Origin of the sequence: Arthrobacter sp. BE255 (assembly GCF_031457335.1) — a bacterium.
Classification (GTDB): domain Bacteria; phylum Actinomycetota; class Actinomycetes; order Actinomycetales; family Micrococcaceae; genus Arthrobacter.
This window is the reverse complement of the sequence record NZ_JAVDWK010000010.1, coordinates 57,704-78,230: the sequence shown is the minus strand read 5'-3', so window position 1 is coordinate 78,230 and position 20,527 is coordinate 57,704. Positions and strand designations below refer to the sequence as shown.

At 66.0% G+C, this 20,527-nt stretch carries 19 protein-coding genes; 8 read left to right on the top strand and 11 right to left on the bottom strand.

Going from position 1 to position 20,527, the window contains the following annotated elements:
* The first annotated feature begins 23 nt into the window (after positions 1-23).
* Positions 24-1,220: a 5-methylcytosine restriction system specificity protein McrC gene (locus tag J2X42_RS16545; RefSeq protein ID WP_310167042.1), complete on the top strand. Its 1,197-nt coding sequence runs from the start codon at positions 24-26 to the stop codon at positions 1,218-1,220.
* On the opposite strand, the gene J2X42_RS16540 is transcribed toward J2X42_RS16545, so the two are convergent.
* Positions 1,217-2,872 (bottom strand): ATP-binding protein, encoded by a 1,656-nt coding sequence (locus tag J2X42_RS16540; protein WP_310166899.1) that lies wholly within the window; start codon positions 2,870-2,872, stop codon positions 1,217-1,219. The two genes, J2X42_RS16545 and J2X42_RS16540, sit on opposite strands and share 4 nt — an antisense overlap.
* Before the next feature lie 102 nt (positions 2,873-2,974).
* Between J2X42_RS16540 and J2X42_RS16535 the strand changes: the two genes are divergently transcribed.
* Positions 2,975-3,748 carry a response regulator transcription factor gene (locus J2X42_RS16535; RefSeq protein ID WP_310166898.1) on the top strand — a complete coding sequence of 258 codons (774 nt, stop codon included), beginning with the start codon at positions 2,975-2,977 and terminating at the stop codon, positions 3,746-3,748.
* Here J2X42_RS16535 and J2X42_RS16530 read toward each other — a convergent pair.
* Positions 3,721-4,131, bottom strand: coding sequence for an Hpt domain-containing protein (locus J2X42_RS16530; RefSeq protein ID WP_310166896.1), 411 nt, complete (start codon positions 4,129-4,131; stop codon positions 3,721-3,723). The two genes, J2X42_RS16535 and J2X42_RS16530, sit on opposite strands and share 28 nt — an antisense overlap.
* A gap of 223 nt (positions 4,132-4,354) precedes the next feature.
* Here J2X42_RS16530 and J2X42_RS16525 point away from each other — a divergent pair, with 223 nt between their 5' ends.
* Positions 4,355-5,584 (top strand): glycoside hydrolase family 26 protein, encoded by a 1,230-nt coding sequence (locus J2X42_RS16525; RefSeq protein ID WP_396134095.1) that lies wholly within the window; start codon positions 4,355-4,357, stop codon positions 5,582-5,584.
* A 160-nt stretch (positions 5,585-5,744) separates the two neighbouring features.
* Here J2X42_RS16525 and J2X42_RS16520 read toward each other — a convergent pair whose 3' ends face one another.
* Both J2X42_RS16520 and J2X42_RS16515 read right to left on the bottom strand, forming a co-directional pair.
* The gene (locus J2X42_RS16520) at positions 5,745-6,224 is read right to left on the bottom strand and encodes a very short patch repair endonuclease (protein ID WP_310166892.1); all 480 of its coding nucleotides are present in this window, start codon (positions 6,222-6,224) and stop codon (positions 5,745-5,747) included.
* 20 nt (positions 6,225-6,244) lie between these two features.
* The gene (locus J2X42_RS16515; RefSeq protein ID WP_310166890.1) at positions 6,245-6,679 is read right to left on the bottom strand and encodes a pyridoxamine 5'-phosphate oxidase family protein; all 435 of its coding nucleotides are present in this window, start codon (positions 6,677-6,679) and stop codon (positions 6,245-6,247) included.
* Positions 6,680-6,859: 180 nt separating this feature from the next.
* Here J2X42_RS16515 and J2X42_RS16510 point away from each other — a divergent pair, with 180 nt between their 5' ends.
* A complete protein-coding gene (locus tag J2X42_RS16510; protein ID WP_310166887.1) occupies positions 6,860-8,587 on the top strand; it encodes a hypothetical protein in 1,728 nt (575 codons plus the stop codon).
* Here the strand turns inward: J2X42_RS16510 and J2X42_RS16505 are convergent.
* Positions 8,584-9,897, bottom strand: a complete 1,314-nt coding sequence (locus J2X42_RS16505) for an aspartate aminotransferase family protein (RefSeq protein WP_310166885.1) — start codon at positions 9,895-9,897, stop codon at positions 8,584-8,586. The two genes, J2X42_RS16510 and J2X42_RS16505, sit on opposite strands and share 4 nt — an antisense overlap.
* 210 nt (positions 9,898-10,107) lie before the next feature.
* On the opposite strand from J2X42_RS16505, the gene J2X42_RS16500 reads away from it, so the two are divergent.
* Both J2X42_RS16500 and J2X42_RS16495 read left to right on the top strand, forming a co-directional pair.
* Positions 10,108-11,178, top strand: a complete 1,071-nt coding sequence (locus J2X42_RS16500) for an alkene reductase (protein ID WP_310166883.1) — start codon at positions 10,108-10,110, stop codon at positions 11,176-11,178.
* Between the two features lie 251 nt (positions 11,179-11,429).
* On the top strand, positions 11,430-11,864 hold the full coding sequence (locus tag J2X42_RS16495) for a nucleoside deaminase (RefSeq protein ID WP_310166881.1): 435 nt from the start codon (positions 11,430-11,432) through the stop codon (positions 11,862-11,864).
* Positions 11,865-11,868: 4 nt separating this feature from the next.
* On the opposite strand, the gene J2X42_RS16490 is transcribed toward J2X42_RS16495, so the two are convergent.
* Positions 11,869-12,186 (bottom strand): hypothetical protein, encoded by a 318-nt coding sequence (locus J2X42_RS16490; RefSeq protein ID WP_310167041.1) that lies wholly within the window; start codon positions 12,184-12,186, stop codon positions 11,869-11,871.
* 119 nt (positions 12,187-12,305) lie between these two features.
* On the opposite strand from J2X42_RS16490, the gene J2X42_RS16485 reads away from it, so the two are divergent.
* Entirely contained in the window at positions 12,306-14,828 is a 2,523-nt protein-coding gene (locus J2X42_RS16485) for a Tex family protein (RefSeq protein ID WP_310166879.1), read from the top strand.
* Positions 14,829-14,896: 68 nt separating this feature from the next.
* Here J2X42_RS16485 and J2X42_RS16480 read toward each other — a convergent pair whose 3' ends face one another.
* From J2X42_RS16480 to J2X42_RS16465, 4 genes are all read right to left on the bottom strand, one after another.
* Positions 14,897-16,555, bottom strand: coding sequence for a DUF222 domain-containing protein (locus tag J2X42_RS16480; protein ID WP_310166877.1), 1,659 nt, complete (start codon positions 16,553-16,555; stop codon positions 14,897-14,899).
* A 108-nt stretch (positions 16,556-16,663) separates the two neighbouring features.
* Positions 16,664-17,071, bottom strand: a complete 408-nt coding sequence (locus J2X42_RS16475) for a DUF1622 domain-containing protein (RefSeq protein ID WP_310166876.1) — start codon at positions 17,069-17,071, stop codon at positions 16,664-16,666.
* Positions 17,072-17,241: 170 nt separating this feature from the next.
* Entirely contained in the window at positions 17,242-18,102 is an 861-nt protein-coding gene (locus J2X42_RS16470; protein ID WP_310166875.1) for an NAD-dependent epimerase/dehydratase family protein, read from the bottom strand.
* A gap of 4 nt (positions 18,103-18,106) precedes the next feature.
* Positions 18,107-19,012, bottom strand: coding sequence for an MSMEG_6728 family protein (locus J2X42_RS16465; protein ID WP_310166874.1), 906 nt, complete (start codon positions 19,010-19,012; stop codon positions 18,107-18,109).
* Between the two features lie 156 nt (positions 19,013-19,168).
* On the opposite strand from J2X42_RS16465, the gene J2X42_RS16460 reads away from it, so the two are divergent.
* Positions 19,169-19,759 carry a hypothetical protein gene (locus J2X42_RS16460; protein WP_310166869.1) on the top strand — a complete coding sequence of 197 codons (591 nt, stop codon included), beginning with the start codon at positions 19,169-19,171 and terminating at the stop codon, positions 19,757-19,759.
* 98 nt (positions 19,760-19,857) lie between these two features.
* Here J2X42_RS16460 and J2X42_RS16455 read toward each other — a convergent pair whose 3' ends face one another.
* The gene (locus J2X42_RS16455; RefSeq protein ID WP_310166867.1) at positions 19,858-20,523 is read right to left on the bottom strand and encodes a transglycosylase family protein; all 666 of its coding nucleotides are present in this window, start codon (positions 20,521-20,523) and stop codon (positions 19,858-19,860) included.
* Positions 20,524-20,527 lie beyond the last annotated feature (4 nt).

Here is a 20,527-nt window from a genome sequence, read left to right as displayed (position 1 = left end):
GCCAACCGCCCCGGCACCTGGTCCTGGACGAACTTTCCGGCGGCATCGTTGACCGGCTGGATGCTGCCAGCGCGGCGTTCCTGAACGCGAGCGGCCTGGCCAAGGCGTCGCCGATGGGCATGGGCCTTTACCGGATCGAACCCGTGGGAAGGGTGGGTTCGGTCCGGACCTCCACAGTTCAGCTGGACGTCCGTCCCAAGGACCGGCTCGGCCTGAGCCGGCTCCTGTTCCTGCTCAGCTACGCGGGCAACCAGGGCTTCCGGAACGACTCCGTCGCCGCCGCGGAGGACCGCGACCTGTGGAGCGCGCTGGCAGAGTCGCTGGCCCAGCTCACCGAACGGGCCCTGGGCCGCGGTGTGCTGCAGGGCTACCTCACGGTGGACGAATCCCTCCGGACGGTGAAGGGCAGGATCCGGATTTCAGACCAGATCTCCCGGCGCCCCGGCATGCTGGTGCCGCTTGAGGTCTCGTACGACGAGTTCACCGAGGACATCGCCGAAAACCGTATCCTCCGGGCTGCGCTGGACCGCATGGGCAAGGTCCCCGGGGTCCGTCCTGAGGTCCTGAGCCGGCTGCGGCAGCTCAAGGGAAAGCTCGACGCCGTCACCCGCCTTCCGTCCGGCGCGCCGCTGCCGCCGTGGTCGCCCACCCGGATGAACGTCCGCTACCACGCGGTGCTGCGGCTCGCGGAACTGATCCTGCGGAACGCGTCCGCGGAAGCGGGGGAAGGGAAGCAGCAAACGGCGTCCTTTGTGGTGGACATGGCGCAGGTGTTTGGGGACTTCGTGGGGGCAGCCCTCCGCCAGGCCATGGCGGCTTACCCGGGGGAACTGCGGCTGCGGTACAACGCGCTCCTCAGCGAGGCAGTGCACGACGCCGACCGGCTCTCCGTGCGCCCGGATGCGGTGCACCTGCTGGGCGGACGCCCGGTGGTGGTCTACGACGCCAAGTACAAGGCTGCCACGGACGCGGGTGCGTCACTGTCCTCGGACCATTACCAGATGCTCGCCTACTGCACGGCCCTGAAGGTGCCCACTGCGTGGCTCGTGTACGCCGGCTCGGGTGAGGTCAAACTCCGGCGGATCCTCAACACAGACATCGATGTGGTGGAGTTCCCGCTGGACCTTTCCCGGCCGCCGTCGGAGATCCTGGCAGCGGTGGCTGACCTCGCGCGCCAGTCCTGGGGCGAAGTTGTCCGGACTACGCGGGCTGGAGATTAGACCGGCAGCCGGAACGTGAAAGTCGTGCCCTTTCCCAGCGCGGATTCAACGTCGATGGTGCCGCCGTGGGCTTCCACAATGGCCTTGCTGATGGGAAGTCCCAGGCCCACGCCGGGGATGGCGGTCCGGCGCACGTTGTTGGTGCGGAAGAACTTGGCGAAGACCTCTGCCTGGTCGTCAGCGCTCATGCCCATCCCGGTGTCGCTGACCCGGCAGGACAGCTGGCCGTCCTCCTGCTCCAGGGACACCACCACGTTGCCGCCGTCCGGCGAGTACTTGATGGCGTTCGACACAAGGTTGTCCAGCACCTGGGAGATCCGCGGGCCGTCGACATGGGCATCAAGCCGCGCCGGGGTGTCGGCTTTCAACACCACCCGTGAGTCGGCAGCCTTGGGCTGGGCCGCAGACACGCTGGCGCGGACCAGTTCCGCGACGTCCACGGTGTGTGGCGTCACGATCAGCTGCCCGTGCCTGCTGACGAGCAGGTCTGATACCAGGGTGAGCAAGCGTTCAGAATTGCGCCTGATGATCTCCAGCGGTTCCAGCTGGTCATCCGCGGGGCCGTCCTCCAGCAGGATCTCCACGTAGCCCAGGATGGAGGTCAGCGGCGTCCTGAATTCATGCGACACGCTGGAGACGAATTCGTCCTTGGCAGCCAGGGCATTCACCAAATCGGTCACGTCGCTGAAGACGATCACCGAACCCGCGAACGCTCCGTCGGCATCCCTCATGGCCCGGGCGCTGGTGCTGATGGCCCGCTGCTCCTTGCCGGAGCCCAGCCAGACCAGGTAGTCGGTGAACGTCTCTCCGAGGACGGCGCGGCGCACGGGCCGGTCCTCCACCGGCACAGGGGTGGTGCGGTCCGCCGCGAACACCAGCAGCTGCGACTCGTTGGGATCGTCGATGTCCTTCGGCCGGGCCAGTTCGTGGTTGCCCCGCTGTTTGCGGTTCATCAGGATGTCGTGGCCGTCCGCGTCGACAGCCAGGACCCCCATGTGCACGGTTTCAAGGACGGTGTTGAGCAGCGACTCCTGGTGCCTGGTACTTTTCAGGTTGGCCTGGAGCTGTTCGTCCTTTTCTTCCAGGGTGCGCTGCTGCCGCATCATGCTCAAGGTCAGGACACTGACAGACACTCCGATGCCCAGCATCATGATGGGCAGCAGCAGGGATCTGGACAAACTGGGGCCCGACACGTCCCCATGGATCAGCAGCGGAACCCAGATGATGGCCAAGGGAGCGAAGAACGACAACCACAGGGACGCCCGCGGGTAATAACCCGACGCGCACAGCCAGATGACCGGAAACACCGCCAGAAGGCTGATGCCGGTCAGGCTTTCCTGGCCGCCTTCCCTGCCGATGGCGATGGAGATGAAATCCAGGAGCGGAATGACCAGGAAGCTGGTGTACGGCAGGCGGTCCCACGGCACCAGGTAGCACAGGGCCATCAGGGCCAGTTGCGAGACCAGGAACGCCACAAAGAGCGGGTTGTCCATGGTCCCAGGGAAGAACGCCCACATGAGGAACGCCGTGAAGAGCGTGGTGATGAACAGCGGCATCTGGCTCAGGGCAACCCTGTCCGTCAGCCGGTACTCGTGGAAGGGCCGGCGGAAGAATCTCAGCCGGCCACTTGCCCACGCAACAGGCTCACTCATGGTCAGGTGCCGAAAGTTCTGTTAAGTCAAGACGCATGACAGCAGGATATCGGCAGCCAGCTATATACTTCAGACGGTGTCAAGCATGCTGAGGGGGCTGTAATGAGTGATCCACGTGTGGGCCTGGTTATTGAAGACGACCAGGATATCCGGGAACTGGTGCGTACAGTGCTGACGCAGGCAGGCTTTGACGTGACCGTGGCCGGCAGCGGAGCCGAAGGTGTTCTGGCGGCCAAGACGCTGAATCCTGACGTCATCACGCTGGACTTGGGGCTGCCGGACATCGACGGGTTTGAAGTCTCACGCCAGATCCGCGAATTCTCCGACGCGTACATTGTGATGCTTACGGCCCGGACTGATGAGCTGGACACCCTGATCGGCCTAGAATCCGGTGCCGACGATTACCTCACCAAACCGTTCCGTCCCCGGGAGTTGCGGGCCCGTGTGGCCGCGATGATGCGGCGCCCGCGTGCCGCGGCGGAGCCTGCGGATGCGGCCGGCGCCACGGACGCGGTGAACGGTGCCGAGCCGGCGGCAAATGGCCGCGGCAACTTCACCCACAACGGGCTGGACCTGAGCTACGCGTCCCGTTCCGTGACGGTGGATGGTGCCGAACTGAACCTGACGCGCACCGAGTTTGAACTCCTGTACGCCCTCCTGGAGGCGGGCCGGACTGTCCGGACCAAATCAGATCTGGTGCGGCGCCTGCGCGACGAGGATTACGACGTCGGAAGTTACATCAGCGAGGCCGACGAACGTTCGGTGGAAGTCCACATGGGAAACCTGCGGAAGAAGCTGGGCGATTCGCCGCAGCGGCCGCGCTGGCTCCAGACGGTGCGCGGCGTTGGCTACCGGCTGGCGCCGGTTGAGCGCTGAGCCTGGAGGCGGTGCAGGGTCTGCCGGCTGCACTGGTTGATCGGTTTGAGGTACGCCGCCGCGAGCCGGGGCAGCTCCACTGCCACGTCGCCGTGGGCTGAATCGCTGCGAATCGCACTCTCCAAGTCGAGGGCCAGGCCGGCGAGGCGTTCCGCCCCCACCATCTGGCTGGACGTCTTGAGGCTGAGGATGGCGTCCACTGCGCCGTCGAGGTCGCCCGTGGTCAGGGCCAGGCGGAGCCGGCCGATCCGGCGCGGAAGGTAGTCGATAAAGTTCCCCACAAAGACCGTGCAGTAGCCTTCATCCTCATCCAGTTCCTCGCGCAACCTGTCCAGGACGGATTGGTCCACCAGCGGCCGTCCGGCATCATCAGATTGCGTCATGACGGTCCTTTCCGCTGGGGCCTCCCGCTCCGGAAATGCGGCGGTGACTCGAGGCATCTTTCTTCCTTCAGGTTAGGTCTGTTCCCCTGCCCCGTAAGGGTTTTGGAAAAGAATTGTGGCTTTCTTGATGAGACTGCGGGTTTTGCATCTAGGATCAGAGCCAGTGCGCCCAGCACTGCTTGAAGGTGGCCCAGGCCACGGCCCGATTGGGGGATTGATTGCGTTGTTCCGTACGTTGAAAACCGTGATTCTCGCGCTTGGCGTGGGCGCCGCTTTGGCCGTGGCAGGCATCCAACCGGCCCAGGCGGCGCCGGCTGCAGCAGCGCAGATCACCCTGAATCCCGCACAGGGTCCTGCAGGCACTTCGGTGACAGTTTCCGGGTCCGGCTTCAAGGCCTCCACCACTGGCACCGTCATCGCGGGGTCCACCACCTTTTCCTTCCAGACGACGGCGTCCGGGGCCTTCAGCACCGGCATCACCATTCCGGCCATCGCTCCCGGAAACCTGACGATCACGGCCAAGACCTCTTCCATCAAGGCTTCGGCCACGTTCGCAGTTGCGGCTACCCCAGCGCCTCAACCGCCCGTGGTGAGCACGGATCCGTTCCGCTTCGGCGTGGCCACCCCCGGCGGGCCGCTGGCCGCCGCAGAACTTGACGAAGTTTCCCAGCTCGCCGGCGAGAGCCCCTCGATGGTGCTCTTCTACAAGGACTTCCTCCAGGCTCCGCCCATTGCAGAGCTGAACGCCGTCCGCGCCCGCGGCGCTGTCCCGCTTCTCACCTGGGAACCATGGGCGTGGGGCGGCGGGCTGGAGCAGCCCGCCTACTCGCTGGACCGCATCACAGCCGGAGATTTCGACGCGCGGATCCTCGAGTGGGGGCAGGCCCTGACCGCCTGGGGCCAGCCCGTCATGCTGCGCTTCGCCCACGAAATGAACGGCAACTGGTACCCCTGGGCCGAAGGGGTCAACGGAAACCAGGCGGGCGACTACGTGCAGGCCTGGCGCCACGTCCATGATGTGGTGGCCTCGACGGGCGCCTCCAACGTCCAGTGGGTGTGGTCGCCCAACGTACCTTACTGGGGTTCCACGGACCTGGCCGGCCTTTATCCCGGCGCCGGCTATGTGGATATTGTGGCCTTGGATGGCTACAACTGGGGGACGTCCGCCGCGTGGAGCAGCTGGGTCTCGCCGCAGGACCTGTTTGCTCCCGGCATCGCCCAGCTCCGTGGCATTGCCCCGGGAAAGCCCATCCTTATTGCCGAAACCGCGTCCAGCGAAGCCGGCGGTTCGAAGGCCACCTGGAACACGGACCTGGTGTCCTACCTGGCAGCCCAGCCGGATGTGATGGGCTTTGTGTGGTTCCACTTCCAGAAGGAGACTGACTGGCGCATCAACAGCAGCGCTTCCTCCGCATCCGCCCTCAGCTCCGCATTGCTGGCCAGGCGAAGTTAGCCGGGTCTTCGCTGCCGGGCGGGTTTTTGCGGCAAGCCGGGGCGGGGAGGGCATCCGTTCCTCCCCGATAGCTGATCCGTTGGCCGCGCGATCGTGGCCTACGGTTTCCATCCTTGCCGGGGGTACTCAATATGGGCGACGGCAAAGGATCAAGATCGGCTCAAGTTCCGTGGGAGCCGTGGTGGGGACGGAGGGTGGAGTCGTTGCGGTGAACGGCGACGTCGCCGAGGAACTGCACCAGCTGGTTCTCCAGGGCGGAGCCGTCCTTCAGCTCGCATTCCCACACGGTCAGGACTTCCCAGCCCGCCTCTTCAAGCTGCCGGCACTGATCGGCGTCGCGGTTCCTGGTGCGGGTGCGCTTGGCTTCCCAGAAGGTGGCGTTGGCTTTGGGCGCGTGCTGGCCCACCCTGCAGTCGTGGAAATGCCAGAAGCAGCCGTTGACGAAGATGACTTTCCGGCGTCCCGCAAAGACCAGGTCCGGGTTGCCCGGCAGCCGGCTCTTGCCCGCCCCGCCATGCAGGCGGTAGCGGTAGCCTTTGGCATGGAGCAGGCGGCGGACCAGGAGCTCGGGCTTGGTGTTTTTGCCCCTGATCCGGGACATGTTCCAGCTCCGCTTTTCGGGAGTCAGCCTGTCCGCCATAATTCCAGTCTAGGCAGGTCCTAGATGTCGCGCTCCGGCTGCTCTCCCAGCTGGAAATGGCGGCCGCTGACGGACGTGGGCACGATTTCCACGTAGAAATCCTTGAGCGTGGGGACCCACGTCTTGAGCCCCAGGTCCTCCACAGCGGCGAGTTCCGCCGAGTTGGTCAGGACCCGGGCCGTTCCCCGCACCACCACGGACCACGCTTCGTCGGACAGGATGCCGTCAGTTTCGAAGAGGACCCTGGAGTTGATGGTGAGTTGGGCAAGCTTGTTTCCGGGGGCTGTCCGAAGGTAGACCTTCCGGTCCGAGGTCAGGTAGTTGACGGGAAAAATGTCCGGCTCGCCCGCCACGGAGACCACCAGCCGGCCATGCTTTGTAGCGTCGATGAGCTTCCAGGACTGCTCTTCGTCGAGTTCCAGGACAGGGTTGCCGTCGGTATGAGTAAACATCATGGCCCCATTCTTCTACGTTCCGTAGAAAATGACCAGAGGTTTCTGGACTCGAATGCTCCGGAAGTTTATTGACACCTCCTGTCAACGCTTAACGCGGTGGAAACAAAGCTGTGACCGATCCGTCGTTCCTGATGGCTACGGTCGCAGGAGACAACTTGGTTCCCGCACGGAGAGGCATTCATGAGCAACGACCTGGAGAGCACCCAGTTACTGGAGCCGGCGGCGGCGGGCGGTGCCGCCGTCGTCAGCGGTACAGGGCAACCCACGACGGCGGGCAACGCCGCCGCCCTCAGCGCCACCAAAGAGAGCCTGGAGGATTACACCCTCCGGTTCGCACCGCGTTCGTACCGGAAGTGGAGCGCGGGCGTGGTGGCCACCAGTGCGCTGGGCGGCATCGCCTACCTGGCCGACTTCTCGATCGGTGCCAACATCGGCATCGCCTACGGCACCACAAACGCGATCTTCGGCATCCTGGTGGCAGCGGTCATCATCTTTGCCACCGGCTTTCCGCTGGCCTACTACGCGGCACGGTACAACATCGACCTGGACCTGATCACCCGCGGATCCGGCTTTGGCTACTACGGATCCGTGGTCACCAACGTCATCTTTGCCACGTTCACGTTCATCTTCTTTGCGCTGGAAGGTTCCATCATGGCGCAGGGGCTGGAGCTGGGCCTTGGCATCCCGCAGTGGCTCGGGTATGCCGCGTCCACGGTGATCATCATTCCGCTGGTCATCTACGGCATGAACACGCTGGCCAAGCTGCAGGTGTGGACCACCCCGCTGTGGCTGCTGCTGATGGTGGTTCCGGTGGGATACCTGGTGATCTCCCACCCGGAGAGCATCGACAGTTTCTTCGCCTACGCTGGTGAATCCGGTGGTGAAGGACCTAACCTGGCGTCGGTAATGCTGGCGGCTGGCGTCTGCCTGTCGCTGATGGCGCAGATCGCCGAGCAGATCGACTACCTGCGGTTTATGCCGCCGCGCACCGAGGCCAATAAAGGCGCATGGTGGCGGGCAGTGATCCTCGCCGGGCCTGGCTGGGTGATCTTCGGCGCGATCAAGCAGGTTGTGGGCATGTTCATCGCCATCTACCTGATTGCCACGCTCGATCCCGCCGCGTCGGTGCACGCCAATGAGCCGGTCCACCAGTTCCTGGGCGTATACCAGGAGATGATGCCGGCCTGGCTGGCCATGACGCTTGCCGTGGTGCTGGTGGTCATTTCGCAGATCAAGATCAACGTCACCAACGCCTACTCGGGGTCGCTGGCGTGGACCAACAGCTTCACGCGCATCACCAAGACGTACCCGGGCCGCATGGTGTTTGTGGTGGTCAACCTGGTGATCGCGCTGATCCTGATGGAAGCCAACATGTTCGAGTTCCTCAACACCATCCTGGGCTTCTACGCCAACTGCGCCATGGCCTGGGTGGTCACCGTGGCATCCGACATCGCCATCAACAAGTACGTGCTCAAGATTTCACCCAAGACGGCGGAGTTCCGCCGCGGCATGCTGTACGCGGTCAACCCCGTGGGGTTCGTGTCCATGCTCGTCTCTGCGGGGATCTCCATCGCCGTGTTCTTCGGCGCCTTTGGTGCCGGCATCCAGCCGTTCTCGCCGATCTTCGCCGTGGGCCTGGCGCTGGTGCTGCCACCGGTCCTGGCGCTGGCGACCCGCGGAAAGTACTACCTCCGGCGGACGGACGACGGCATTGACCTGCCGATGTTTGACGCCGACGGCAACCCGAGCGACCACAAGCTCCTCTGCCACGTCACCGGGCTGGAGTTTGAACGCCCGGACATGATCCGCTCGGCCCAGGACGGGCCCGACGGCGAGCCTCAGTATGTGTCGTCCCTGGCTCTTTCCACGGACAAGACGGGCAAGTTGGTGCTGCCGGCGCAGTTCTAGGCCATGTAAGTATCGGCTTCAGCCAGGGCGTCATCCAGGATGGCCAGGCCCGTGGCGGCGTCGGAGTCGTTCACGTTGAGGGGAGGGGCGACATTGACCCGGTTGCCCATGACCAATGGCAACAGGCCGCGGTCCCGGCACGCCTTGGCGAAGGAGGCCATCGGAGCGTTCGCCGTGCCAGTGGCTCCCACCGGCACGAGCGGCTCTTTGGATAGCCGGTCGCGGACCAGTTCGAGGGTCCAGAGGCCGCCGATCCCGCGGACGTCCCCCACGGACGGATGTTTCCCGGCAAGTTCCCGGAGTCCTGGACCCAGGATGCTTGTGCCGAGGCGCGCGGCGGCCGCGACGGTGTCCTCCTCGTGCATGGCGGTGATTGCGCCGACGGCTGCTGCGCAGGCGAGGGGGTGGCCGCTGTACGTCATGCCCGCCGGGTAGGGACGCTTGGTGAACATGTCGTAGATCGCGTCGCCGACCAGCACACCGCCCAGCGGCACATACCCGGAGTTCACGCCTTTGGCGAACGCCATCAGGTCGGGTGCTACGCCATCGTGGTCGACGCCGAACCAGGCTCCGGTGCGACCGAAGCCGACCATCACCTCGTCGGCAATGTATACGATGCCGTGGCGGTCGCACAGGTCACGGACTCCGCGCAGGTAGCCGGGTGGCGGCACGATGACACCCGAACTGCCGATGACCGACTCCAGGACCAGCCCGGCGATCGTCGACGGGCCTTCCAGCAGGATCACCTGCTCAAGGTGGGCCAGCGCCCGGTCGCATTCTTCCTCCGGGCTGTCCGACCCAAATGCCGACCGGTACAGGAAGGGACCGAAGAAGTGGACGGCGCCCGCCGCCCCGGTGTCAGAGGCCCAGCGGCGGGGGTCGCCGGTGAGGTGGATCGATGTCGTTGTTGAGCCGTGGTACGAGCGGTAGGCGGCGAGGACCTTCGGCCGGCCGGTGTAGAGGCGAGCCATCCGAACCGCATGCTCGATGGCCTCCGTTCCGCCGGTGGTAAACAGCACGTGCCCGAGGTGCTCGGGAGCGACCTCCACAATGAGCCGCGCCGCTTCGCTCCGGACATCGGACGCGTGGGCCGGTGCGAGCGTGCACAGACGGTCAGCCTGCTCCTTGATCGCAGCGACGATGCGCGGATGCTGGTGACCAAGGTTGGTGAACACCAGCTGCGAGCTGAAGTCGAGGTAGCGCCTTCCGTTGACGTCGGTGAGGTAGCTCCCGGAGCCACCGACAAAAGTGGGCACGTCGCGCGGCCCCTGCATAGCCCAGGGGTGGAAGACCAGGTCGTCGGGAATCATGACATCCTCCGTTGCTTCAGGGCCGTACTGTTCACTCCTACTGCTTCACCTTGGCACCGTCCTGCGGCAGGGTCCATAGCACCAGCGCCCACGGCGACGGACTCCATGCACCCGCGCCAAGCCTGCGTGTTCCCCCTCACATCCGGAATAGTTGCAGACGCCAGTCAGTTGGGCAGAGCAGTACCACTTCATTTCTGAAAGGAACTGCGCATGCTGTTTTCCCCGTTGACCCTCGGCGAGCTCGAACTTCCCAACCGCCTGGTGATGGCGCCGCTCACCCGCCTCCGCTCCGGCGAGGAAGGTGTGCCCGGCCCGCTCGTCGTCGAGCACTACCGCCAGCGCGCCTCCCTGGGCCTCATCGTCAGCGAGGGCACATACCCGAGCCCCGCAGGCCGCTCCTACCCGGGACAGCCCGGGCTGGTCACCGAGCAGCAGATCGCCGCCTGGAAAAAGGTCACCGACGCCGTGCACGCCGAAGGCGGCAGGATCTTTGCGCAGGTCATGCACGGCGGACGCGTGTCCCACGAGGACATCACGGGTGGCCACCGCATCGTGGGCCCGAGCGCCGTCGCCATTGACGGCGAAGTCCGCACGCCTGCGGGCAAGAAGCCGTACCCTGTGCCGCACGCGCTCACGTCAGACGAACTTCCCGTCGTTCTGGGGGAAATCGTCACCGCTGCCCGGAACGCGATCGAGGCCGGCTTCGACGGCGTGGAGCTGCACTCGGCCAACGGTTACCTGCTGCACGAATTCCTGGCGCCCAACGCCAACGTCCGCGATGACAGCTACGGCGGTTCCCCGGAAAACCGGGCACGCTTTGTCATCGAGACGGTCAACGCCGTCGTCGCAGCCTTGGGCGCCAACCGGGTGGGCATCCGGATCTCGCCGGAGCACAATGTCCAGGGCATCGCCGAAACCGACCTGGCCGATGTCCGTGCCACCTACGAAGTGCTCGTGGACAGCATCGCTCCGCTGAACCTCGCCTACCTGAGCATCCTCCACCACGAGCCCACCGGCGAGCTGGTCCAGGACCTCCGCGCGCGCTTCGACGGGACGTTCCTGGTGAACACCGGCTTCGGTGTTATCACTACCCGCGACGAGGCAGTGGCACTCGTGGCCGACGGCCACGCCGACGCAGTGGTGGTGGGCCGACCGGCCATCGCCAACCCGGACCTGGCCCGCCGCTGGAAGGAAAGCCTCCCACTCAACGAGCCGGACGCGTCCACGTTCTACGGTGAGGGTGCCAAGGGATACACCGACTACCCCGCGTACCAGGGCTAATCGGCACTTAACGACGACGGCGGCACCCGCGCGGGTGCCGCCGTCGCTGGCTGCTCGGTGTGCTGTCCCGGCAGCGCGCGCCAAAAAGCCATCCGACGGCTTTTTTGGCTCATTTGTAAGAGTGGCCCGCCTGGATCCTGGAGGTCCCGGGCGGTAAGAACCAGAATACTCCACCGAATGGAGTATTGCCAGAGTCTCTTCTGTACCCGCTAACATCAGGGACCTTCGGATCGGACGATAGGCTGGGCCGCATGACTGACCCCGCATTCGAAGCAGCGTTCCAGGCCGCGCAAAAGAGCCTCGGTGAAGGCGGCATCCCGATCGGGGCCGCGCTGGCCCGCGATGGCGAAATCGTCGCCGCCGGCCACAACGAGCGTGTCCAGCATGGCGATCCCATTGCCCACGGCGAGATGTCCGCCCTGAGGGCCGCCGGCCGCCAGCGCAGCTACCGCGACACGGTTCTCTACACAACGCTGGCGCCCTGCGCCATGTGCACCGGGACCATCATCCAGTTCAAGATCCCCAAGGTAGTGGTGGGCGAAGCGCGGACCTTTCCGGGCGAGTTTGATCTCCTCAGGTCCCGCGGCGTGGAGGTAGTGGTCCTGGATGACCAGCGCTGCGTTGACATGATGCAGGCCTTCCAGCGCGACAACGCCGAACTGTGGGCCGAGGATATCGCCGAATAGCCCGCTAGAGGAATGCCTCGCGGCCCGTTCCCTCGCGCATCACCAGCTTGCCGTCCTCGATCGAAACCAGCACGCTCTTGGGCTTCCCGCTGACTTTGAGGATGGCCTTCAACCCCCTGTTGGTGACTTCGACGCCTACTTGCGCACCCTTTGCGGGCAACTCCACCGATGCTTCGAAGGCTTCCCCCAGGAGGGGATTGGTGGAAACTCCGACGTCGCGGCGTACCTCCTTGCCGTTGACCATGACGGTGATGTTGGCCTCGTCGAATCCTTCCTGGAAGACGATGAGCAGTTCCCGCATGGTGGCCTCTTCCTCGAGAATGAATACCGGTGACGGCAACTCCACTACAGCACTTCGCGGCCCATAGCGGAATACCCGGCCCGGTGCGATCCTTGGGCCCTTTGCTGGAGACGGTCAGGGCCGTAGGGCAAAATGTTCTGGTGACCCAACTCCCGCACGCCCCGTCCGCCCCCGCATCCGCCCAGACACCGGACAGCGCCATCCACGCCCAGATCGCCGCCGAGCTCGGTGTGAAGACCTGGCAGGTCAAGGCCGCCGTGGAACTGCTCGACGGCGGGTCCACCGTCCCGTTCATCGCCCGGTACCGCAAGGAAGCCACCGGGACGCTGGATGACACGCAGCTTCGCGACCTCGACGAACGGCTCCGCTACCTGCGCGAACTGGAGGACCGCCGTCGTACCGTCCTTGAGGCGATTGCCGCGCAGGGCCAGCTGACGCCCGAACTGCAGGCGGCGATCCTGGCCGCGGACACCAAGTCCCGGCTGGAGGATATCTACCTTCCGTTCAAGTCCAAGCGCCGCACCAAGGCCCAGATCGCCCGTGAAGCCGGGCTGGAGCCGCTCGCCGACGCCCTGCTGAAGCGGCCGGAGCTGGATCCCGAGCGCGAGGCTGCCAAGTACCTGAACGCTGAGCATTCCATTGATGACCCGGCCGCGGCGCTCGCCGGCGCCCGCTCCATCCTGGTGGAGCGCGTGGCCCAGGACCCTGACCTTGCCTTGACCCTGCGGGACAGGCTGTGGACACAGGGCCGGATGGTGTCGCGCGTGAAGAAGGGCAAGGAGGCCGAAGGGCAGAAGTTCGCCGACTACTTCGAGTTCGCCCAGGCGCCGTCGGGGATGCCATCTCACCGTGTGCTGGCCCTGCTGCGCGGCGAGAAGGACGGCGTGCTGGAACTGGATCTCGCCGAGGCAGATCCCGCCAACGACGACGCCCTGGCCGCCGCCCGCGCCCGCTACGAGGGTGCGGTGGCCAGGTGCCTCGGCGTGGCCGAACGTGGCCGTCCCGCCGACGCATGGCTGATGCAGACCGCCCAGCTGGCCTGGCGCACCCGGGTGCTCGCCCGGCTGACGGCCGACCTTCGCGGCCGGATGTTCACCGCCGCCGAGGACGAGGCTGTGCGCGTGTTCGCCGCCAACCTGCGCGACGTCCTGCTGGCCGCACCTGCGGGAAACCGCGCCACCCTGGGCTTGGATCCGGGGCTGCGGACCGGCGTCAAGGTTGCCGTGGTGGACGGCACGGGCAAGGTGGTTGCCACCGATACCGTGTACCCGCACGCGCCGGCGCGGAAGTGGGACGAGGCCCTGGCCACCCTGGTCCGGCTGGCGCAGAAACACAACGTTGAGCTTGTGGCCATCGGCAACGGCACGGCCTCCCGCGAAACCGACAAGCTGGCCGCCGAACTGATCAAACTGCTGCCTGCCGCGGAAAGCAAGCCGCAGAAGCTGGTGGTCTCCGAAGCGGGGGCATCCGTGTATTCGGCGTCCGCGCTGGCAGCCGCGGAACTGCCCGGCATGGACGTGTCCCTGCGCGGCGCCGTCTCCATCGCCCGCCGGTTGCAGGATCCCCTGGCCGAATTGGTGAAGATCGATCCGAAGTCCATTGGCGTGGGGCAGTACCAGCACGATGTCACGGCAGCGAAGCTGGACCGCAGCCTGGACGCGGTGGTGGAGGACTGCGTAAACGCGGTGGGCGTGGACGTGAACACGGCGTCGCCCGCGCTGCTGAGCCGCGTAGCCGGCGTGGGGCCATTGCTGAGCGAAAACATCGTGGTGTACCGGAACGAACACGGCCCGTTCGCCAAGCGCAGTGACTTGAAGAAGGTGCCTCGGCTCGGGGCGAAGGCGTTTGAGCAGTGTGCGGGCTTCCTCCGGATCACCGGGGGAGCCGAACCCCTGGATGCGTCCAGCGTGCACCCGGAGGCCTACTCGGTGGCGCGGAAGATCCTGGTGGCAGCCGGGTCGTCGCCGGCGTCGTCGCTTGACCCCCGGGTGTTTGTGGACGGGACATTCGGTTTGCCCACTGTGCAGGACATCCTGGCAGAACTGGACAAGCCCGGCCGGGATCCGCGCCCTGCGTTTGCCGCGGCGACGTTCTCGGAAGGGATCGAGAAGATTTCAGACCTTGTGCCCGGAATGGTGCTCGAGGGGACGGTCACCAATGTGGCCGCGTTCGGCGCCTTCGTGGACGTTGGGGTGCATCAGGACGGGCTGGTCCATGTGTCTGCCCTGGCCAACCGCTTTGTTTCCGATCCGCGCGAGGTGGTGAAGTCCGGCCAGGTGGTGCGGGTCAAGGTCCTCGAGGCTGATCCGGAGCGGAAGCGGATCTCGCTGACATTGAGGCTCGACGACGAGCCGTCACCGTCCGGGGGCCGTGGTGCCGGTGGTGGCGGTGGGCGTCCGGAGGCTGGCCGCAGTGGCGGTGCTGGCGTTCGTTCGGAAGGGGGCCGGGGTGGCGGTGGACGGCCGGAGGCTGGCCGCCAGGATCGCGGGCGGCAGGAAAGTAGCCGTGGTGCCGGTGGGCGTCCGGAAGCTGGCCGCCAGGATCGCGGGAAGACCCAGCAGCCAGCCAACGGCAGGCCTGCCGCGCCTAAGTCAGGCCCGAAGCCGGCGCCGGTGAACACAGCCATGGCGGAGGCGCTTCGTAAGGCCGGCCTCGGCAAGTAAGGCGCTAGGCAGGCCAACCTGCGCTTAGTGCTCGCGACTGGTTGGTCGTCGGGCCACTGCGGCCGGGCTTAGTGCTGCCTGACCCACTCCGGCAGAAGATCTTTGGGCACCGCATCTTCAGACAGCGGGCCTGCAGGCAATAGACATTCGGACTGAATGTCTTCGGACATGACTGGGCCACGTTCCCCGTGTCTTAGCTGATCCAGAATTTGTGGTGGCCATTGGGGTGGTTCCCAGTCCTGGTGTTCGCTTCGGTAGTGGCGGCCGTTGGGTGAAATCCAGCCGGGCGGTTTGTCGATGCTGGCGCCGGTGGGTGTCCAGCCGGTGGTGTGTCTCAGCCTATGGTGCTTGGGGCAGGGCTGGCCGAGGTTGCTGATGCCGGTGGTGCCGCCGTCGGCCCACGCGAGGATATGGTCCGCTTCGTTGTCCAGGGACTGGTTGGAGCAGCCGGGGAAGGGGCATTTGCCGTCCCGGAGCCGGAGCCATAGGCGTTGGGCTTTGGTGACCCGGTAGCTTTCCCGTCCGATCTCCAGCGGTGCCCCGTCTCTTGGGTCGGTGAGGACGCGGTGGAACGAGGATGCCCCATCCTCGACCAGCTCCCGGGCCATCGATGCGGGGATCGGTCCGTAGCCGTCGAGTAGGGCAGGTTCGTCCGTGAGGCCCATCAGAGCGAACACCGGCACGGTCACCAGGACCTGCGCCGCCGGTGTGGGCACGCGGCCGGCATCGACCCCCTCCGGGACCCTAAGGCGGCCCGCCACGCCATCATGGCTGGTGCTGGTGCTGGTGCTGGTGCTGGTGCTGGCGGTGCCAGCGCTGGCGCTGCTGCCGCTGGTTTGGTCTGCGCTGCCGTTCATCGAACTGCTGGTGGCGAAGCCGGCGCTGAGTAGCAGTTTCGCGGCGACGTCGGCGCGCATTTGGGTGATCGTGCGGGTCTCGGTGGGGCCTTGGAGGGCCCGGGCAGCGGCGGTCATGCGGTTCCAGATCCCGGCGGCCTGGTCGGCGGGGAGGTAGGCCGAAAGCCAGGCCATGCCGTCCCGGTCCGGGGCGTACTCCAGCCGACGGTCCAGGACACTCTTCGCATGGCGCTTTTCGATGCTGACCGGGTGATGCCGTTCCCTCCAGATCCTGACCTTGTGCCGGAACCGGGACGGGACCATCTCACCGGCCGGGCAGCCTTGAGCGGGGTTGGGGGCGTCCGGGTCCAGGAAATGGGCTTCCAACGCTGCGGCCACGCCGGGATCGAGGTTGGCCGCTTCGTCGACCATGACCCGGGCGTGCTGCCACGAAATCGACCCCTCCTGCAACGCCTCATACGTTATCGGCAGGGTGGTGGTGAGTTCGCGGGACTGGGCCAGTAACGCTGACGCCGAGCGTTCGCTGACCGTCAGCACACAGGCGACCTCCGAGACGACGCCCATCTCCTGGGCAGTGTGTTCCCCCGGAGTCCTGGCCGGGGCGGCCAAGGCCATTGACTTATCGGCGAATCCGGCGGCGAGGCGCACCCTCAAGCCGGCCAGCATGGCATCGACCCGTGCCGATACGGCGAGTCCGTCCAGGCACGCATCCGCCTGCCCCCGAAGAGGATCCGGACCCCCAGAGCCATGAAGCCCAGAGCCCTGAACCCAAGAGCCGGCACTGCCTACCCCGCGGCGCACACAGTCAGCCAACGCCGCAGCGGAGGCCATAAAGGCCTCCACCGCCTCGTCCGCTGACATGTTTTCCATACCCAAATCATCCCGCGAGGGTCAGACAAAAACGGTGAACCAGGAGGCCTATGTGGATAACTCCGCAGGGCGCGGACCTGGTTGTGCGGGGATGGGAGATCAGGACTTTTAGGCGTCCGCAGGTGCCGCCTCGGAGGAGTGCTTGGCGGACGGCTCGGACGGTTCCTTCTGCCACGGCCAGCGTCCGGTGATTTCCAGCTCCAGCGAGAAGCTCAGGAATGTTCGGATCAGCACGATGATCGCCAGCACGCCCACGCTCTCGAAGGTTGGTGTCACGGCCACCGTGCGGATGATGTCGGCGGCCACCAGGAGTTCAAGCCCCAGCAGGATGGACCGCCCCAACAGCTGCCGATATGACCGGTACACGGTCAGCTTTTCAGATCCTGCGGGGAGCTTCCGTGGCTGGTAGCCGCGGAGGGCCATAGGAATCGATACAACCGCGCCGATGACCATCACGGCCACTCCGGCGAAGTCCATGAACCTGCCGACGGCCTCGATGATGTGCTGGAAGTCCACGGTGCTCCTCGATGACGACGCGTTCAATTTCAGGTCGACCCCGGCAAGGCCTGCGTCGACGGTCCGGCCCCAAGTGTACGTTCGCGCTGGTGGGTGGGGGCGTAAGTGTACGTTCGAGCACGTGGGTGGGGCCGTAAGTGTACGTTCGCGCCAAGCCTGAGGGGCGTGGCTTACGGGTGACGGACCCCTTTGCCGGCCAGGATGGCGCGGTAGCCCTCACGGAACGACGGGTAGGCGAACTCGAATCCCGTACTCCTTAGCAGCGCGTTGCTGCAGCGCTTGTTCCCGCCCCGGGCTTCGCCTGCGGGGCCAATGGGCGGTTCCGGATAGCCCATCTCGGCGGCCAGGAAACGCAGAACGTCCCCAAGCTCGGCGGGAGAATTGTCCACACCGACATATACCGGAGCGGGCATAGAAGCCATGCACGCGAGGCGGACGATGGCCGCTGCTGCATCGTCCCGGTGGATCCGGTTCGTGTAGCGCGGCTCATCAGGGATGACTGCCTGCCCACTGCGGACCTGGTCAATCAGCCGAGTCCGCCCCGGCCCGTAAATCCCGCCCAGCCGCAGCACAACCGGCGCAGTACCGGTGCCGCGCAGCCGCGAAACCAGGAGTTCCTCAGCCTCGCGGATGATGCGCCCGGAGAAACCGCCAGGTGCCGGCGTCGTGCGCTCATCCACCCAGCCGCCACCGGCGTCCCCGTAAACCGCCGTGGAGGACACAAACAGCACCCGCCGCGGCGTCACGCCGTCACGTTCCAAGGCGTCCAGGACGTGCGCCAGCCCGTCCACGTAGGCGGCACGGTAGGCCGCCTCGGTAGGGGATTCTGCGGCGACGGCTACGACGACGGCGGTGGTGTCCGCCGGGATGGCCGGCAGGTCGGCGGCGGTCAGGTCAGCCGCGACGCCTTTGATCGCCGGAGGCAGCTTTTCCGGCGACCGGCGCCAGCCCACCACCCGGTCCCCGGCCGCGGCGAAGCGCAGGCCCGCTTCCGTGCCCAGGTCGCCGCAGCCGGCCATGAGGATGGTCATGCGGTCAGGGGGCAGGGACCGGGAAGAACACCCGGGGGTCCTGCAGCAGCGCCGGGTAGTCGAACGCGGACCGGTCGATCACTTCGGTGACGCTGAAGTTGCGGCCGAAGCGGCCGTCTTCGAGCGTGATGGGCCGGCCCAGCACCTGGCCTACGGCGAATTTGGCGCCGTCCTCGAACGAAACCGCCACAGCGGTCTTGCCCGGGAGCGTGGCAAACGCTTCCTCCTGGGCCTGGCGCTTCCTCGTGGGCTTCTTGATCTTTGCTTTCGGCGGAAGCTTCCGGGGCTGCTTGGAGGGGCGGCGGGATCCGTCGTCCGCGTAGACGGGGGAGTAGTCGTCCTGTTCGGCTGCCGCCGCATTGCGGCGGACCGGCGGCAGGGCAACGGTGTTCAGCGTCTCCGGGCTGAATTCCTCGTGCGGGGAGCGCAGGATCCACAGGATGTCATCCTCGGGGTCCGCGGGCAGGAACTCATGCTTGGGCTCGGGCCAGATGTAGTCGATGTCCGGCACGGCGTCAGGAAAGACCGTTTTGTAGAACTTCGGTTCCTTGCGCAGCAGCTTGGACCGGTGGCTCAGGTGGAAATCAGAGTTCCCCAACCATGGCGGCATGGGGATCTTGGCCGCGTAGTCCGGGTGGGCTGCCTGCGGTGCGAACTCCATGATGTTGGCGCGGGTGTTGTCCGGGTGGCCACGTTCGGTCCACTCGTCCACCATGGCCAGGCCGTACATGGTCAGGGCAGGAACGTAGCCCATCCACATGCGGACGGCAGGGTGGGTCTGCCAGCCGTACTCGGGAATGACCAGCGCCCGAAGCGTCTGCAGCGCCTCAACGCGCTGCTTGCCAAGCCTGGCAGTGTCCAGTGCTGCGGCGCTCTGCCGGAAATCGGGGTACGGGAGGAAGGTTTGCATCCCTTCAGTCTGACGGCATGCGGCTCAAGTGCCAATTGCAGTGCCGGCCGCCACAGGAGCGGCACGGCGAATGTTCACATAGTGGACCGATGCATACAGTGGATAGGCCCAACCACTAAGATCACCGAAACACCCCAGCGTCCCGGAAGCCCCTACATGACAACTACACCTGAAATGACCGCCGGTACTGCCCAGCCTTTCACGCCCAAGTTCGGGCAGATGCTGAGCCCGGAGGCCAAGGGCATCCTGGTCCTTGACGAATTCACGATCGACCCCGCCACGGCCCGCAAGGACCAGCACGGCTTCCGCGCCGCCCTGGCCGCCGTGGCACTGACCCTCCGCAAGATCGCCGCCCTGCGCGTCATCATTGCGATTGTGGCCATCGCAAACCTGCCCCTGTTCCTCCTGACCAGCGGCTGGTGGATCTACGCCGTATCACTGGCCCTGGTGGTCGGCGTGCACGCGGCTGTGTCCTGGCTCAACAAGCACGAACCCAAAGTCCGCCAGCGCCAGTCCCTTGAACTGCACCTGCACCGCGAACGCAGCGCCAACTACCGCAAGGTCCGCGACGCCGTGAAGTACATGATCGACACGCCCAGCCGCATGAACGAGCACCTCTACCTCGAACTGCTGGCAGCCAAGCGCGTGGCCCTGAATGTCGCGCACGGCACTGTGGCCCTCCTGGACACCAGTGACGACGCCGCCTGGAAGGTTCGCATCGTCCGCGAAATCCCGGCCGCCGCGTAACTTCGGCAGCCAACCACAAACTCAAGACACAACAACGACGCCGGAGCTCCCCGCTGGGGGGACGCTCCGGCGTCGTTGTTAATGGTCAGTCCGGGCCGTTAGGCGGGAAGCTGCAGTACCTGCCCCGCGAACACCAGATCGGGATCGGCGATGGTGTCCAGGTTTGCGTCGGCCAGGCTCTGCCAGCCGCCCTCGATGCCAAGCTTATCGGCGGCCGTGCTGAGGGTGTCGCCCGCCTCGAGTGTGTAGGTCTCCCCACTCAGGGCAACGGGCGCGGCATGCTGCGAAGCCGCCACCGCATCCGTGGGCGCCTGGACGGCCGGCGCCTGGACGGCCGGCGCGCTCTGGACCGGCACGCTCTGGGCCGGCACGCTCTGGACCGGGACGCTTTGTGGAGCAACCGCCGTCGCGCCGCCACCGCCGCTCAGGCCCAGCTGGGACGCGCAGGAGGGCCATGCTCCCCAACCCTGCGAGGCCTGGACCTGTTCGGCCACGGCGATCTGCTGTTCGCGGGTGGCGTTGGCCGCGGAGCCGGTGCCGCCGTAGGCAGCCCACGTGCTGTCGCTGAACTGCAGGCCGCCCGTGTAGCCGTTGCCGGTGTTGGTGGACCAGTTGCCGCCGCTTTCACACTGGGCGAGGGCGTCCCACGTTGAGGTGCTGGTGGCCGCGTTGGCGGCGGTTGCGGAGAGTGCAAGCCCTGCAGCTGAGACGGCGGCAAGGGTTACTCCACGGCGTGCGGCAGTACGGAAAGTGGTGTTTTTCATGTGG

Bases quoted from the DNA above. Each gene is read 5' to 3' on its own strand.
- J2X42_RS16515 (WP_310166890.1), bottom strand. From the start codon at position 6,679: ATGATGTTTACTCATACCGACGGCAACCCTGTCCTGGAACTCGACGAA.
- J2X42_RS16510 (WP_310166887.1), top strand. From the start codon at position 6,860: ATGAGCAACGACCTGGAGAGCACCCAGTTACTGGAGCCGGCGGCGGCG.
- J2X42_RS16500 (WP_310166883.1), top strand. From the start codon at position 10,108: ATGCTGTTTTCCCCGTTGACCCTCGGCGAGCTCGAACTTCCCAACCGC.
- J2X42_RS16540 (WP_310166899.1), bottom strand. From the start codon at position 2,872: ATGAGTGAGCCTGTTGCGTGGGCAAGTGGCCGGCTGAGATTCTTCCGC.
- J2X42_RS16495 (WP_310166881.1), top strand. From the start codon at position 11,430: ATGACTGACCCCGCATTCGAAGCAGCGTTCCAGGCCGCGCAAAAGAGC.
- J2X42_RS16455 (WP_310166867.1), bottom strand. From the start codon at position 20,523: ATGAAAAACACCACTTTCCGTACTGCCGCACGCCGTGGAGTAACCCTT.
- J2X42_RS16480 (WP_310166877.1), bottom strand. From the start codon at position 16,555: ATGGAAAACATGTCAGCGGACGAGGCGGTGGAGGCCTTTATGGCCTCC.
- J2X42_RS16520 (WP_310166892.1), bottom strand. From the start codon at position 6,224: ATGGCGGACAGGCTGACTCCCGAAAAGCGGAGCTGGAACATGTCCCGG.
- J2X42_RS16470 (WP_310166875.1), bottom strand. From the start codon at position 18,102: ATGACCATCCTCATGGCCGGCTGCGGCGACCTGGGCACGGAAGCGGGC.
- J2X42_RS16505 (WP_310166885.1), bottom strand. From the start codon at position 9,897: ATGATTCCCGACGACCTGGTCTTCCACCCCTGGGCTATGCAGGGGCCG.
- J2X42_RS16535 (WP_310166898.1), top strand. From the start codon at position 2,975: ATGAGTGATCCACGTGTGGGCCTGGTTATTGAAGACGACCAGGATATC.
- J2X42_RS16465 (WP_310166874.1), bottom strand. From the start codon at position 19,012: ATGCAAACCTTCCTCCCGTACCCCGATTTCCGGCAGAGCGCCGCAGCA.
- J2X42_RS16530 (WP_310166896.1), bottom strand. From the start codon at position 4,131: ATGACGCAATCTGATGATGCCGGACGGCCGCTGGTGGACCAATCCGTC.
- J2X42_RS16460 (WP_310166869.1), top strand. From the start codon at position 19,169: ATGACAACTACACCTGAAATGACCGCCGGTACTGCCCAGCCTTTCACG.